At 55.7% G+C, this 14,960-nt stretch carries 15 protein-coding genes; 4 read left to right on the forward strand and 11 right to left on the reverse strand.

The annotated features are described in order from the left end of the window. Position 1: 1 nt before the first annotated feature. Together E3E36_RS06610 and E3E36_RS13280 are read right to left on the reverse strand one after the other, a co-directional pair. Positions 2-298, reverse strand: a complete 297-nt coding sequence (locus tag E3E36_RS06610) for a NitrOD5 domain-containing protein (RefSeq protein WP_167894457.1) — start codon at positions 296-298, stop codon at positions 2-4. After that, entirely contained in the window at positions 291-1,640 is a 1,350-nt protein-coding gene (locus tag E3E36_RS13280; RefSeq protein ID WP_167894458.1) for an ATPase domain-containing protein, read from the reverse strand. The genes E3E36_RS06610 and E3E36_RS13280 overlap by 8 nt, the downstream gene beginning before the upstream one ends. Before the next feature lie 73 nt (positions 1,641-1,713). Here E3E36_RS13280 and E3E36_RS06620 point away from each other — a divergent pair, with 73 nt between their 5' ends. The 4 genes from E3E36_RS06620 to E3E36_RS06635 are packed head-to-tail and all read left to right on the forward strand — an operon-like array spanning position 1,714 to position 6,435. After that, positions 1,714-2,337: an METTL5 family protein gene (locus tag E3E36_RS06620; protein WP_167894459.1), complete on the forward strand. Its 624-nt coding sequence runs from the start codon at positions 1,714-1,716 to the stop codon at positions 2,335-2,337. 46 nt (positions 2,338-2,383) lie between these two features. Beyond that, a complete protein-coding gene (locus E3E36_RS06625; protein WP_167894460.1) occupies positions 2,384-3,364 on the forward strand; it encodes a hypothetical protein in 981 nt (326 codons plus the stop codon). Between the two features lie 7 nt (positions 3,365-3,371). Further along, positions 3,372-5,084 (forward strand): hypothetical protein, encoded by a 1,713-nt coding sequence (locus tag E3E36_RS06630; RefSeq protein ID WP_167894461.1) that lies wholly within the window; start codon positions 3,372-3,374, stop codon positions 5,082-5,084. 25 nt (positions 5,085-5,109) lie between these two features. Then, positions 5,110-6,435, forward strand: coding sequence for an RsmB/NOP family class I SAM-dependent RNA methyltransferase (locus E3E36_RS06635; protein WP_167894462.1), 1,326 nt, complete (start codon positions 5,110-5,112; stop codon positions 6,433-6,435). Between the two features lie 3 nt (positions 6,436-6,438). On the opposite strand, the gene E3E36_RS06640 is transcribed toward E3E36_RS06635, so the two are convergent. From E3E36_RS06640 to E3E36_RS06680, 9 genes are all read right to left on the reverse strand, one after another. Next, positions 6,439-7,512 (reverse strand): mechanosensitive ion channel family protein, encoded by a 1,074-nt coding sequence (locus tag E3E36_RS06640; protein WP_167894463.1) that lies wholly within the window; start codon positions 7,510-7,512, stop codon positions 6,439-6,441. Between the two features lie 2 nt (positions 7,513-7,514). Then, positions 7,515-8,153 carry a DUF432 domain-containing protein gene (locus tag E3E36_RS06645; protein WP_167894464.1) on the reverse strand — a complete coding sequence of 213 codons (639 nt, stop codon included), beginning with the start codon at positions 8,151-8,153 and terminating at the stop codon, positions 7,515-7,517. A 39-nt stretch (positions 8,154-8,192) separates the two neighbouring features. Next, positions 8,193-10,031 (reverse strand): hypothetical protein, encoded by a 1,839-nt coding sequence (locus E3E36_RS06650; RefSeq protein WP_167894465.1) that lies wholly within the window; start codon positions 10,029-10,031, stop codon positions 8,193-8,195. 149 nt (positions 10,032-10,180) lie between these two features. Continuing rightward, positions 10,181-10,825, reverse strand: coding sequence for a DUF434 domain-containing protein (locus E3E36_RS06655; RefSeq protein WP_167894466.1), 645 nt, complete (start codon positions 10,823-10,825; stop codon positions 10,181-10,183). Positions 10,826-10,846: 21 nt separating this feature from the next. Continuing rightward, a complete protein-coding gene (locus tag E3E36_RS06660) occupies positions 10,847-11,617 on the reverse strand; it encodes an HD domain-containing protein (protein WP_167894467.1) in 771 nt (256 codons plus the stop codon). A gap of 45 nt (positions 11,618-11,662) precedes the next feature. After that, positions 11,663-12,079 (reverse strand): PIN domain-containing protein, encoded by a 417-nt coding sequence (locus E3E36_RS06665; protein WP_167894468.1) that lies wholly within the window; start codon positions 12,077-12,079, stop codon positions 11,663-11,665. 33 nt (positions 12,080-12,112) lie between these two features. Next, positions 12,113-13,345, reverse strand: coding sequence for a translation initiation factor IF-2 subunit gamma (eif2g, locus tag E3E36_RS06670; protein WP_167894469.1), 1,233 nt, complete (start codon positions 13,343-13,345; stop codon positions 12,113-12,115). Between the two features lie 325 nt (positions 13,346-13,670). Next, positions 13,671-14,099 carry a hypothetical protein gene (locus E3E36_RS06675; protein WP_167894470.1) on the reverse strand — a complete coding sequence of 143 codons (429 nt, stop codon included), beginning with the start codon at positions 14,097-14,099 and terminating at the stop codon, positions 13,671-13,673. Between the two features lie 351 nt (positions 14,100-14,450). Further along, entirely contained in the window at positions 14,451-14,828 is a 378-nt protein-coding gene (locus tag E3E36_RS06680; protein WP_167894471.1) for a 30S ribosomal protein S6e, read from the reverse strand. Positions 14,829-14,960 lie beyond the last annotated feature (132 nt).

Below are 14,960 nucleotides of genomic sequence, written 5' to 3' on the forward strand. Positions count from 1 at the left end.
TTCACTCACCGAGGTACATCTCCAGCCCTTTTAGGAGGTCTTCAATGTCCGTTGATTTGACCGGGATGTTGAGTTCCCGGGTAAGGTCGTACATAAATATCTTGGCCGCGAACTCCCCGAAGAGCTCCTCAAGGGCGCTGTAGAACCTGCGGGGGTCGTCCCCGACCATCTCTATGTCAGTCCCGTATTTTGATTCGAGGTACGCGCTTATTGTGATCTCGAAGTGCCGGCCGAGCTTCCTGAGGAGCTCTCTCGCTGTGATGACCACCATGGATCGGCTGGCGTTGAACTCACTCAATGATGATCCCTCCGACCCCTATGTGGAACTCTCGGAGTGTCGGCTTGTGCTCCGAGTGCCTCGACTTCAGGACGAGGAGGTGCCTCTTCATGGAGTCCCCCGCCTTTGAGGGCAGGGAGTAGCCGAGGATTATGATGCCGTCGACCAGTGTGCTGAAGCCCGTTGATACGAGGCCGTCCGGGCTCCTGGCTGTATACGTCACGATAAAGGTGATGTTCCTTTCTTTCGTCAGCAGCTGGAGGTACCTCAGGGCTTTCACAAAGTCCCTGTCGTCCATATGGCTCTGCATGGCTGAGAGGGAGTCTATAACAAGAACCTCCGCACCTTTTTCCTCAATGAGGGCCCTTATTGTGGCGTAATACTGGACGGGGGTCCTCGCCTCCGGTATGAGCGCCACAACGCTGATGTCCCTGTACAGGCCCAGCTTTTCTAGTGTTTCCCGTATGGCACCAAGGGATTCCTCAAAGGTCACGTAGAGCACCTTCTTCCCGCTCCTGGCTATGTTCGAGGCTATGGTCAGGGCCAGTATCGTCTTGCCGCTCCCTGTGGGGCCGGCTATCATGACTATGCTCCCCCGGTATAGGCCGCCTCCCAGAAGGTCGTCCAGCTGAGGCACCCCTGTTCCGAGCCTCTCCGAGGTGTTGAGGATCCTCTCCGTAAACTCCAGTTCCGGGACTGTCAGTACGTCAATCCCCTCGCGGGTTATTATGTACTCGTACGCGCTTTTTGTTATCTTGCGGCCCCTCATCTTTGGAATCGTTAGGTATCTCTTTATGACCTCCCCCCTTCTCTCCATTTCGAGGATTATCACGCCGTCCACGACGAATTCCTCAATGCCGAAGCCCACCCTCTTCTCCCCGTAAGGTATCTCCCCCACCAGTATTGCGAGGGCGTCCAAGGCGTTGACTATCCTGCCTATTATGGAGTGCAGAAACGACCTCAGCATCACCTGTCCGAACACCTGCCCGACGACGGTGATTGAGTCAAAGACCACTATGTCGGGCCCCCACTCGATGATGTCCCGTATGAGAAAGTCTATGAACTCTTTCATCTCCTCCTTGGGCATCGTCAGCATGTCATAGAACCTGAAGAGCCCTGCTTTTTCCATCTCCTCGAAGTCCACCCCGTTCTGGCGGGCGTTTTGATAGAAGTGGTTTTTGTTCTCGGCAAATGACACGTAAGCACCTTTAAGGCCCCGTTTCATATTATTGTACAGGATGTGTATTGCCAGGTGCGTCTTCCCTGTTCCGGGGTTTCCAGCTATCAGTATGCTCGTGCCCCTGGAGAATCCGCCGGACAGGGCCTTATCCAGGCTGGGAATGCCCGTGGGTATCAGCTCCATGCTCTCCCCCCGGTTCCATTGTGGCACCAAAGATATAAATACATTTCGTAAGATTTTGTTGGCGGGTGGGAAAGTGAAAAAGAAGCATCTTGCGATGGTGCTTTCAAGACTTGAGGGGTTTAGAAACCCGAAACCTGAACTTGAACAGTACAGAACCCCTGGAAGTGTTGCGGCAGACCTGCTGTGGCTGGCCCTCTCTATGGGTGACATTGAGAATAAGGTCGTAGCGGACCTTGGAGCAGGTACGGGCGTGTTAACGGTCGGCGCCTGCCTGCTGGGGGCTGTAAAAGTCTATGCAGTGGAGAAGGACGCATCCGCCCTTGAGGTTCTGATGCACAACGTCCGGGCCCACAGCATTGAGGAGTGCGTTGAGGTAGTCCACTCCGACGTCTCGGAGTTTTCCGGCAGGGTGGACACTGTCGTCATGAACCCGCCCTTTGGCAGCCAGAACCCACACGCGGACAGGCCTTTCCTAATTAAGGCATTTGAGGTCAGCGACGTCGTGTACTCCATCCACCTCGCCAAGCCTGCAGTGAGGCGCTTCATTGAGGCGTTTGTAGGGGATGCCGGTTTCTCGATAACCCACAGGGTAACCCTTCCCTTTGAGATTCCGGCCCAGTTCTTCTTTCACCGCAAGCGGCTGGAGAGGATCAGGGTGGACGTGTACCGGTTCCAGAGGATAGCGGGGCGAAAATAATATTAGGCAGCACAACCAATTATTTTTATGGGTTGGGGTGAGCCTCATGGGTCAAATTAGGGAGCTGGTTCTCTCTTGGCGGGCTGAAGGTATGGTTAAATCCTCATGGGATGACCAGGGTGCAGTCACCTCCCTTCTAGAGCTTCTGGACGAAGGGGACGCCGCAACACGTGTCCGTGCCCTCGTGGTGCTGGGGGAGCTACTCAAAAACTCCAGAGGGGCTGTCAGGTCGCAGGTCATGGAGGTCTCCGAGAGGCTGGTGGCCCTCCTGGGGGAGGGGGACAGGAGGGTGGCAGCAAAGGCCCTCGACGTCCTCACGGTGCTCCTGGACGGAGCCCATGTCAGTGAGCGGATGCTGCTGGCCATGGTGGACGTTGCTGAGTCCATGGCAAACAGCGGGGACACCTTCCTGTACCTCTCCGTCCTGGACCTCCTGAGGGAGGTTCGGCTGCCGGCGCTGAGTAAAAGAGGTGAGGCGCGTATACGGGCTCTACTGTCGTCGAAGAATCCCTACATAAAGATCATCGGGATCCGCCTGTCCATCGGCTATGGCATGCCCCCAGAGACGAGCGGGAACGTCCTCGCGGGCATCCTCGAACTCATGGACAGCGGAAGGGTCATCCTTCTGGAGACTGCCCTGGATCTCCTTGAGGAAGCACTTGAGACGGGCCTCCCGGATGGTGCGATGCCCCACTTGGTGGGGTTTCTCGGAGCGCTGGGGGATCTGGGATCTGGGGGTCAGGATATATTCCTCCGTTCCAGAGCCCTAGACGTCCAGTCGAAGGTTGAAAGGATCCTCTTTGAGTACTATGACGGGCGCAGGGGGGATGCCGTTGAGGTCATTGAGGCCCTGATCCGGAGCCGCCGCGTGAAGGATGCCATCAACCTGGCCCTGATCCTCGGAGGCACACCGCTCCTCCTCCGGCTGTGGGAACTGGAGGGGGGGCCGGGAGATACTGCCGTCATAGATGTACTGGGCCCACCTGCGGGAGACCGACGAAAGGAATATATGTCCGCCGAACGATAATTCCTATGTGTCGCCGGAATTCCCCACCCCGTCCAGGGAAGAGATACGCGAAATGGTGCTGTCTTGGCGGATAAACGATGCCGTTAAAATGGCCCTAGCTGACGGTAGGGTTCTCCTTACTCTCCTTGAGCTCCTCAGAGAGGACGATGCCACGACAAAGACTAGGGTCATGATGGCTCTCTATGAGGTTCTTAAGAGCGCGGACGACACGACTAGGATGACGGTTCTTGAGCGGGGCTTCCCAGAGCTTCTGGCGGCCCTTGAGTCGGGTGATAGGAGACTGACCGTCAAGGCGCTCAGGGTTCTTTCAGCACTGACAAGAGGGCTTCCGCTGCGTGCAGACGAATTCATCATGCTTGTGGACGTCATCGTGAGGCTTGGGAAGAACCCTGAGTTTGAGTTCGCTTCCATTGAAATGGCAGACCTCGTTGCCCATCTGACGGCTTCCCACCCTACACTGGCAGTCCGCTCGAAGGTCTCGTGGCTGGTCAGTCAAGAAAATCCCCGGCTGAAGGCCATGGGGCTGCGGCTCCTCCTGAACGTCTTTGCGTCCACGGGCGACTCGAAGGTCTTCGTTACCCTGCTGGAGGGAGCCTCCGAGGTGATCCCCACTGGGGACGGGCTCCTGCTGGACTTCGTCCTGGACGTCCTCTCGGAGGCCCTCAGGACGGGAGTTCCAGAGGGGGCCGTTGAAGCGCTCTCCGCGATCCTCCCCCGCCTCAAACAGGTCGCTGCCCGTGGGGAAGACATCTTCCTGCGTTCAAAGGCTAAGAGCATTATCGCTGAGGTCGAAAAGGTTCTGGGTGAGTACTACCGCTCTCATCAGGACGAAGCCAAGGCCCTCATAAACAGGCTCCTCGTCATGGGTGAGTACGAACGGGCGAGGGACCTTGCCATCTCCATAGGGGATGACTTCCTTCTCAAGTGGCTTCTGGAAAGGATGAAAGGGCGCAGGGTTGACGAGTTCACCCCCCGCGTGGAGGTCGTGGCGGGCCGGAGGACGGGGCCAGGTGCGGTCGTGGACTTTTCTCCCCCTTCCCATCAGTCCGAGCCAGTCTCAAGGGCAGCGGATACAGAAGACAGTCCCGGAACGGTGGAGGTGGGATTCCCTCCCCTTGAGGAGGTTATTGAGAACGGGGACGTGGAGACCCTCTCCGCCATGATGGTATCCAGGCCGGACACAGTCCCGGGACTGGCGTCCCTCCTGGGATCTTCCGATGCCGTGAAGAGGCTTAACACCCTGTGGGTGCTCTCAAGGCTAGTTCAAAAGCTCGGCAGGAAGGAGCTGAACTCCGTGGTTCCCCTCATTCCTCCCCTCCTTGAAATCCTGCGCTCGGGTAACCCCTGGGAGAGAGACAAGGCGGCCAGGACACTCGCAGTCCTCGCGTCAAAAGGCGGGAGGAGGGAGGTGGTGGAGAGAATACTCGAGACCCTCAGCGAGCGCCCGCTCCCGGCTCTGGAGTTCTTCAGCTACTACTTCCTCTACTCGTGGGACGGGGAAGCTGCCAGAGCCGTTCTGGACTTCCTACGTAAGGCCCTGGCCGTCCCGGAGCTCCAGTTTGCCGCGCTGATGGTTCTCGACGCCATCACGGCATGGGGCATGAGGCCGGAGGTTGACATCACTGTGTTTGAGCCGTTCCTCATGGAAGTTCTCAGTTCCGGGGACGAGAGCTCCAGGAAGGTCGCCGCTAGGATAATGGAAAGGTTCAAAACCACGTGACAGGGAGTGCTTCGGGGGAGTGGGAGTGGGGAAGCTCAAGCTTAGCGACAGACAGCTGTATGCGCTCGTTGAAGCGGTGAAGCTCGGCGAGGAGGTAAAGCCGAGCCAGCAGGCGAAGAGGAAGGCCTTCGCGAAGTACAAAATCAACGGCTGGGAGAACTCCAAGCTGACGGGGATATTTTACTCCATTCAGCGCCGTTTGGGTCTTATTGACGAGGTGATAGAGGAGCTGATCGGCGTCTCCCCCCTAATCCTTGACCCCTGGCTGAGGGCTACCCTCAGGGTGGCCGTTGAGGTTGCGGTTTTCAGGGATCCCAGCGAAAAAACCAGGCAGCACCTTAGGGGCCTTGCCCAGTTTCTGTCGAAGAGGACGCACCCCTACGTCGGCTATTACTACTACGACTTCCTCCCGAAGGTTTTCGAATACGTACCTGTGATGGACTCAGAGGAAAAGAGGTTGAAGTGGGACTACCTGTTCCCGGAGTGGTTCATAAGGAAGATGCGCGGGCTCTTGGGGGAGGAGGCCGAGGAGCTCCTCAGGGCGCTCAACGAGACCCTGCCGACCAGCCTGAGGGTAAACAGGATTAAGGCCTGCGTGAATGATGTTGAGGACTACCTCCAGAGGAGGAACGTCCGCTTCGAGAGGAGCGAGCGGGTAGAGACCGTCCTCAGGATCCTCGATCCATTTAACCCTGAGTGGCTGTTAAACAAGGGCTTCGCCATAGCCCAGGAGGAAGCCGCTGCGGTGGCCTCAGTTGTACTGGATCCGAAGCCCGGCGAGACCGTCGTCGACCTGGCCGCTGCCCCGGGCGGGAAGACCAGCCACATGGCCGAGCTGATGAACAACGAGGGCAAAATCTACGCCTTTGACATTGAGAGGGACAGAATAAGGCGCATGGAGGAAGTTCTCAGGAGAACGGGTGTGAAGATAGCCGAGACAATAAGGGCCGATGGGAGAAAGGCACCGGAGATCCTCGGGAAGGAGATGGCAGACAGGGTCATGCTCGACGCCCCGTGCACGAGCGACGGCACCATCTCCAAAAACCCCGAGCTCAGGTGGCGCCTCCGTGAGAAGAACATCCCAAAGGTCGTGGGGCTCCAGAAAGAACTCCTTGAGAGTGCCTGGAAGCTCCTGAAGCCTGGGGGGAGGCTTCTCTACTCGACATGCTCGATGCTTATGGAGGAGGATGAGGAAGTGGTGGACTGGTTCCTGAAAAGACACGACGATGCACGGTTAATCCCGCTGGAGAGTCCCTACGACCCGGGTTTTCTTCCGGGGACGATGAGGGCCTGGCCCCACAGGCACGGGACGATAGGCTTTTTCTATGCGCTTCTGGAAAAGGAAGGGTAGGGGCTACGCCCCCTCCTGGGCTTCCCTGTCCTCTATCCTCACCTTCAGCTCGTTGGCGAACCAGTTGACCCTCTGCGGGAACGGTATCTCTATGCCCGCCTCGTCCAGGGCCTTTTTGACATCGAGCACTATCCGGGTTCTCACGTCGAACCACTTCTCGCTGGGTGCCCACGCCCTGATGGATATCACGACAGCGCTGTCGGAGAGCTCGCTTATGTACACCGCGGGCTCCGGCTCGGCGAGCACCAGAGGGATGGCGTCCAGTACCTCCCTAATTATCTCCACCGCCCGGTCGGCGTCGGCGCTGTACGCTATCCCGACCTGCACGTCCACCCTCCGGGCGGGGTACCGCATCAGGTTCACGATGTTGCTGTTGAAGAGCTTCTCGTTCGGTATCCTGATCAGCGTCCCGTCCCACGACCGTATCCTGGTGGACAGTATCCTTATGTCCTCAACGATTCCCCCTGCGTCCCCAACTTTAACTGCATCCCCTATCTGGAGGGGCTTGTCGAAGTACATGAAGACCCCGGAAACAAAGTTGGAGACCACCGTTTGGGCTGAGAAACCCAGGATGATACCGGTTATTCCCGCCGCCGCCAGGAGGGCGCTAAGCTGGGCACTGACCCCTGCAAAGCTCAGCGCCGTGAAGAAGGCGATGGTTACGAGGATGTAGTAGAACAGCTTGGCCCTGATAACAACGTCAGGCCCGGGCTCCCCTCCGGAGCCCTCTATCATGTAGTCCCTGGACTTCTTCGCTATTAGGTACGTGAAGTAGAAGAACCCCGCGGCGAAGGCGAGGTTTCCGACGGTGGTCGGGCCGATGCTGTAGCTCATTATCCCGAGAACGTACAGCGCCCAGATAGTCCCGCCGAGGACGAACATCCTGAAGAGTATGTCGGCGGTGTCTTGGTTTATTATCCACGTTAGGGAGGTCTCTTTGGATTTCCTGATGATGAGCTTTCGGGTGATCCTCCCCGCCAGAACCGCACCTGCAATTATCACCGCCGCCTTGAGGACGCTTACGATGGTCAGTTCAACCGACACGGAGGGCAGCCAAGGCAGTGTAACGTTGGCCATACTTACCACCTCATCCTGAAGTTGGGCACGGGTTCCGCCTCGTGGGTCTTTCTGAGCGTCCCGTCGGGAGGGTTCCCCGTGTTGTTCACCTCGTAGGGCTCCCTCGTTGTGAGCACAACCAGGGGATAGTACGCTTTTTCTCTGGAGTAGAACATGGTGCTGCCCTTTATCGGGATGACCACCTTCTCGACCAGCTTCCATTTTTCTGTTGGGTTGTCTATGACGAGTTTTACAACGCCCGGCGCCTCGGGGACTTCTGTGTAGAATCCGCTGGTGTGGTACCTGGCTATGACCCCGGACGTTATCCTGCCGTAAAGCGCGTACTTCTCCTTCCCAACGACAAAGCGGTCTATCTCGGTGTCCCCGCTCCTGATGGTGATATCTATGGGCGCCGTTAGGTATCCGGTGATCCTTTCCCTGGGAGGGAGGGCTATCTTCTCCCGGAGCTTTATCATGAGGAACCCTACCCCATACCCCTCCGCCGGGGCGGGCAGAACCATTAGACTTTCATCGCCCCTTTTTATGAGAACCCTGACGTCGTCCCGCCGGTAGAGAACGGTGCCCCCGGGTCTCTCCACGAGGTGGATCTTCCTATCAACCACCTTGATGAACTTCGTTCTGAGCTCGTGCTCTCCAAACATGTGAAAGAATAGAGCGGGAGAGGATTTAAAGTTTCCCGCTCAGCCTGTGGGCTCGAGATTAACCTCAGTAACGGTTGTGTGGAGGTAGATGGTGTCACCTGGGTAAGCTATTGAGGCCTCGATCTCCACCGGGAACGGCAGCTCAGGAACCACCTTCGTCTCTCCGTTGGTACCTATGCCAACAACCTGCCCGCTCCAGGTTACTTTGTAGACGTTGAACTCCATTCCAGCGAGGCTAATCGTTCCGTCCCCTGATACGGTGTAGCCGTTCCCGTTCTCGGTCAGTGAGGAGACGTCAACTACATCGCCGTAGATTCCGCCGGCAAAGCCGTTGAAGAGGTCCCATAGCTGGTCGAAGGGGCTCTGGGTTATCTCGGCGCCACAGTTCATGTCTCCGCTCATTTCTCCGCTGTTCTCATCGTAGGTGTAGCTGCAGGAAGGCCCAGTTATGACTATCTTTTCGGGTGAATTGCTCTCGATAAGCTGGAAGGTGGAGGGCATCCACAGAACCCAGCCCGTGTATTCCTCAAGCTCGTCTGTGCTGAAATAAACTTCGAACCTGTATGTGGGGCCGTCGTCCATCCTGACTACCGCGTAGGCCATGTAACCATCATCAGTCTCGGTGTAGCCGCGCTCCATGGTGTAGTGAACCTCCCCACCCGGCGTTCTGTAGGTGATGTCGTAAGTGATGCCTTTGATTACGTAAGCAGTATTCCCAATCTTTATCGGCTCTGAGGCGTCCCAGGCAAGCTTCCAGTTCTCGGAAAGGTCCGAGGGAGTCGAGGTCTCGGTTGAAGTCTGGGTGTCTGTTTCAGTCTCGGTTTCGCCCGGGGAGGTTGGCTTCTCTACGCTCACGCTAATTCCCTCGAACTCCCTTGAGAGCTTTATGTCCTCTATCCTGAGCTTCGAGTACATCTTAACTCCGTTTGTCATGCTGACGAAAGTCCCCTCTGTCTCGACTGGGATCGGGAGTGCTGGGGCTATCGTCGCCCTTCCCTGGGCGTTTACGCCCCCAATTGAGTAGCCCCACTCCACGTTGCTGACCTTGAAGTCTTTCCCGTCAAACGTGACCGTCCCGTCCGGGCTTATCTTGTAGCTGTAGCCAATACCCATGAAGGAGAAGCTGTATTCATCCGCCTGCATGAGGTCGTGGCCCTCCAGCCCGTTCCACGCGCCCGAGCTGAGCATTGCGAGCCACGTCTGAAAGAGGTAGCCTCCAATGTCTCCAATGACGTCATTTATGTCCCCCTCCGTGTAGGGTAACTCCGAGTACTGTCCAATTGCCCCGGGGTTGCTCCAGTAGAAGTAGTTGTCGCCGGATTTCATCTCAGCCACGACCGCGTTTCCGGTCCCAAGGGCACCGAAATTGGGGAGAGGGGCTAGGAAATATTCGTCTGTATCGTTTGTTCTCTCCTTGACCATGACGACGTACTCCAAGGGAGCACTCATGTTGGGGTCGTTGATGGGGGTTATCTTCCCGTAGTAGGCGAACAGATTGTACTCGCCGAGGTCTTTCTTTTCCCCGTTTTCGTCGGCATAAACGTGTGCCTTAACGTAGCCTCTCCTCTTCTCCACATCGTATGCCTGCTCCCCCGTGGGGGTCTTGACGATGAATGAGTATTTGATGTGGGTGATGTAGTATGAGTTGCCGTTAAGGCTCACTGGGTTGTACGCGTTCCAGGGGGTTTTCCATGTGGCCGGGGCGGCGCTGGTCTCGCCTTCGGAGCCTCCCGTTCCACTGGCGTCACCTGAGCTCACGCTGGATTCAGAGTATGTCTCTGAGACACTTCCTTCGTTGCTCTCGCCTCCAAGACAGCCGCTTGCCATGACCATTCCAAACAGTAATAACACCAGCATAGTCGCTACGATACGTCTCATCTAAATCCCCCCAAACCCGCGAAGAAATGAAAACGGGCCATAAAGACTTGTTATATTATGACCTTGTCTTTCATTGTATTAAAGACTTTCCCTAACTCGGTTAGTATCTGGATCTGCATAAAAATGTCCCAGGTTAGAACCAAAAATGTTCATTGTTTGATAATTTTGAGGAAGGGTACCGCACTGATCCCCCTCTTTCTCCCAATGTATGATGGGATATCAAAGACATACTCCGCATGGGAGATTATCCCGACATCCGCAGTCGCAACTACCCGGAATTTCTTGAGCTCAAAGTCGGGGCTCTTTACGAGCCTCACTTCTCCGGGTACCCCAAGGCCCGACAGGGCGGCCTCCGTCATGGCCTTAACAACCCCGCTCTTTGGGGAGCTCTTGCCGTAGAAAAAGAGCGCCCCGCTGACCTCCAGCTCCTTCAAGGCCGCCGCGACATCTTCCAGCAGGGGGCCTGTTCTTTCGTTCAGCCTGTACTTTCCTTGGTACTTTAAATCCCTTATGAGGCCGTCCTCACAGAGCACGGCTTTCCCTTCTACGAGGGATTCGAGGGTGATAAGGACATTAAAACCGTCTATGGCCAGGACTTTTCCCCTGAGATCCTTGGGCCCCAGAATTTTTTTCCTGACGTCCTCGATCCATGAGTCGGGGAACACGCACCTGGCCAGCAGGTGCCTCTCCTCCCTCCTCAGCCTGTAGTGGTTGGCGATGAACTCCAGGGCGTAGCCCTTTCTGTACCCCCTGTTGAGCAGGTACTTGAGGTCACGGTAGGCCTCGCCGAGCATGGTAAAAATTTGAGGGAGGGGTTAAATAACCTTCTCCATGAGCTCTTCTCCAACGTGGATCCTCAGCTTCACCTTTCCGCTCAGGAGGGAGCTCTTTACCTTTTTTGTCAGTATCTCATCAACCTGGAAGATGCCCGCCAGATGCTTCATCCATATCTCGATGAGTATTGGCTGCTCCATGGTGCCCTCCTTGATCTCGACCCTGTCTATGGCAAGTGCCGAGACAGCGTGTATGTCGACCCTGTCCTTCTTGTGGGCCAGTCTGCTCCTTCCAGCTTCCATGTCACAGCCGTCGGCTATGGTCACGAGGCTCCCTTCGATTGTCGTGCATGGGACGTGTTCGTCGTGGGTGTATATAGCGTTCAGCGTGAGGGCCTTGAGCAGGAGGGGGTCGTCCCGTTCGAACTCTGCGACGAGCTTCTCTATTATCGGCTCGGCCAGGAAGGCGCTGAACCCGTAGTGGTTGACGCGGTGAACCATGTTTCCTATGTCGTGGAAAAGGGCGCCAAAGGCAACTATGAACTTGCTCCACCTGAAGGGCTTGCCGAGCTTTTCTGCCGTCGTTTGAATTCCGAACTTCCGGATGATGTTCAGAAGCTCCAGTACCCTTCTTGTCGTGAGGAGGACGTGGATTGGCCCGTGGTCGTTGAACTGGTAGACGTTCAGGACTATGTAGTTTGTAGTCTCGAAGTAGTAATGGTACCCCCTGAATGCTCTCTCGTAGAGTTTGTAAAGCTCCTCGTCGTTGAAGAGTTCCTTAATCTCACCCAGCAGTTCCTCCTCTGTGTACATCTTTTTTCACCCAAGGACGTGGAGAAGAGGGGGTTTTAAGGGTTTTCACCCCAGCATTCCCTCAAGCTCAAGAATCTTCTTCGAGCGCAGGTAGACGACGGGGATTCCCCTCTCCCTCAACCTCTTCTTCAGCCCCCTGTCGTTGGTGCAGACTATAACGCGCTCGTTTTTTACCACAAAGTCAAAAATCTGGTCGTCTATGGGCCTCTTCCCGAACTCCCCGATTTCAAGGGTCTCGAACCTCTCCGCAAGCTTCTTGGCCATCCTGATGGCCATCAGGTCCTTTCCCCTAGCCTTTCTCTCTATGACCTCCAACTCCTGAAGGACGACGTTGGGGACAACCACCCTAAACCTCACGTCGAGGACCCTGTTCAGCTCGGATATTATATCGACGCCGAACTGCCCCGGAACCAGGAGAAAGTTCGTGTCCGGAATTACCAGCCACTCTCTTCTTTTGCTCATCAACCTCACCGAAATTAAAGGGATAAGAAAAGCTCACTCCCTGATGAAGCCGTAGCCTATGAGGCGCCACCTGCTGCCGACCTGCCTGCTGATGGCAACCCTGTCGCCGACTTCCGCACATATCGGTATCTGGAGCTTGAGCTCGACCTCGTCCTTTCCGAGGCCGGTGACGAGGCCCATCGTCCTGGCCGTCCCAACGTTGAGGAGGAGCACCTCACGCCTCTTTATCGGCTCGACCTTGAGTTCCTCCTCGGTTCCGACGACCCTCTCCAGGAGGTGAACCTCAAGCCTCAGATCCTCCCACACGGGTGGCAGCTGGCCCGGCTTTCCGACGACGTTTCCGGCCATCAGGTCGCCCTTGGTGAGGTAGGGGTCGAGCTTGGTGCCGACACCGACGAGACCGCCGGGGTAGGCTTCATCCACGAACCTCCCTCCCGCCTGGAGGGAGACTATCTCGGTGGTTATCGGCTCGTACCTTATCCTGCCGTGGTCCTCGTAGGGGACGCCGGGCCTTATCTCAATCTCGTCGCCCACCTTGAGCTTGCCCTGAATTATTGAACCGCCAATGACGCCGCCTACGAGCTTCTCCGGCTTGGTTCCGGGCTTGTTGACGTCAAAGCTCCTCAGAACCAGCATCTTGGGGGGCTTGTTGAGGTCATGCTCTGGAGTAGGTATAAACTCCTCTATGGCCGCGAGGAGGACGTCAACGTTGGCGCCGTGGAGCGCTGAGATCGGGATTATAGGGGCGTTCTCGGCAACGGTGCCCTTGACGAACTCCTTTATCTCGTGGTAGCGCTGTATGACCTTCTCTCTGTCAACGAGCTCTATCTTGTTGAGTGCAATGACTATGTTTCTGTTTCCGACTATCTGGAGTGCCATTAGGTGTTCCCTGGTCTGCGGCATTATTCCCTCGTTGGCCGCTATAACGAGAACGGCACCGTCCATGAGCGAAGCGCCGGCTAACATGGTCGTCATCAGCGCCTCGTGGCCCGGGGCATCTATGAAGGAAACGCGCCTCTCAAACTCGGTCTCGTGGCCGCAGTAGGGGCACACCGGGGAGCTGGAGTACCTGCCGCAGCTCGGGCACTTCCTTATCTCAGCGTCCGCGAAGCCTATCTTGATGGTGATGCCTCTCCTCAGCTCCTCGCTGTGGGTGTCAGTCCAGATTCCGGTTAAAGCCTTGGTGAGTGTCGTTTTACCGTGATCAACATGACCGACCATTCCGATGTTAACCTCTGCCTGTCTAAACTCCTTCTTCTTTGCCATCTTCTCTCACCCCTAAGAGGTAGAAATAGTGGGCACTTATTAAGGTTTCTTCACTGTCCCCGTGCTGGTGTTACCGCATGTTAGATGAAGTAGGCCTCTGGATCTTCTGTCTGAAAGAAATTACTGCGATTTAGTCAATGGGTCTCGTCGGGTCTGCTCGCCTTGTGTCTGTCACCCACTAGGGCCCAGCCTACAATAAAGAGTGCTGATGCGCTCACTATAAACGCCATTGCCAGAAGGTATTCCTCGGGAATGTAAGGTGCCCTCTGACAAACCCCTTCCGGGGAGACCTCCCAGGGCTTTAAATAGTCTCTGGTTGTATATTTTACCCCCTAAAGTTGGATTGTTTACGATTTGAGATCTTTGGTGCCGCCTCCCATGAGAACGTCCAGACGACAAGATAGTACCACAGTATAAAGAACAGCGTTGCCAGAAGGTAGCTCCTTGCAAGGGAGACGAACGGGAATAGGAGCATTCCAACCACCGTCAAGGCCCAGCCGTAGCGGTAGGGAGAGGCTTTTCCCCCTGTGCTTTTTCTCATTGCCGTCGCCACGATCACTGCGAGAATTCCCATTAGAATGGCCTTTGGGGACAGTATCAGGCCAAAAAACTCGCGGGGATCGACCACAATACCGCTCGATATTGCCCACATAGTCATCACGTACATCCAAAAAAGAAGAACAAAGCAGGAAAGGGCTTCCTTCCCTATTTTCTCAATGCCCTCCTCATGAGGCAGAAGTTTAATCCAGTCCATTCGTGGGCCTCCTACACTTGTAGGACATATTCCGTTCCAGCATGGGGGAAGGTTTCCACTTGGATATAAAGTTAGGGTTTCGGTTTTTGTCTTGTTCCATGACCCATCAAACCTCTGAAATATAAACAGGTCAGCAGCCGCCCAGGTAACTTTTGCATTATTGTCTGAATTTCCCTTATAAGTCTTTCCTTTTACTTAAAGTAAAAATTCCTCCTTTTTTCGAGTATAAATTTTTTCAGAGTTGCGTTTTACCCTTAGAATTGGTCAAAAGAAGCTAGAGTAAAGGAGTTGCATGGTGATGCAACCTGAGAATTTGAACGTCTATAGAACCAGAAGCAAAGGGAAAGAAGCTCAGAAGACGAGCTTCATGTTGATCTGAACAATCTCGGGGCTGATGGTGTTGCCCCTGACCGTCTTCTTCCTCCTCTCTCCCTTCTCCTTCGGTCTGAAGCCGGGGCCGCGGGAGACGAGGATCTTGACCCTCCTCGGACCGTGAACGTCGGGCCTCATGGGGAAGCCGTCCTTGTCGGTGCCTCCGGTTATCTTGAGCTTCGCGTCGCCCGGGATCTCCTCGCCGAATATCTCGGTGAGGTTGAGCCCGAGTTCGCTGGCCGGAATCTCCTCGCCTATGCGCTTTCCTACGAGCTTCTCGGCACCTTCTCCGCTTATCTCGACCTGCTTGGCAATGCCGTTCTTCGGGTTGGATATAACGAGCTTGAAGGTAGCCATTCCTCCCACCTCCTGTGTCATTAGCGGGATTCATTGGGGTAGCCCCTTATCCAGTGAGCGCTGTGGCTTAGCCTTTAAAAAAGTTTCCTCACGGCACAACTTTTTTATACCTTGAACCTGCGGTTTAAGTTA

The sequence above is a fragment of the Thermococcus sp. M36 genome (assembly GCF_012027355.1).
Lineage (GTDB): Archaea > Methanobacteriota_B > Thermococci > Thermococcales > Thermococcaceae > Thermococcus.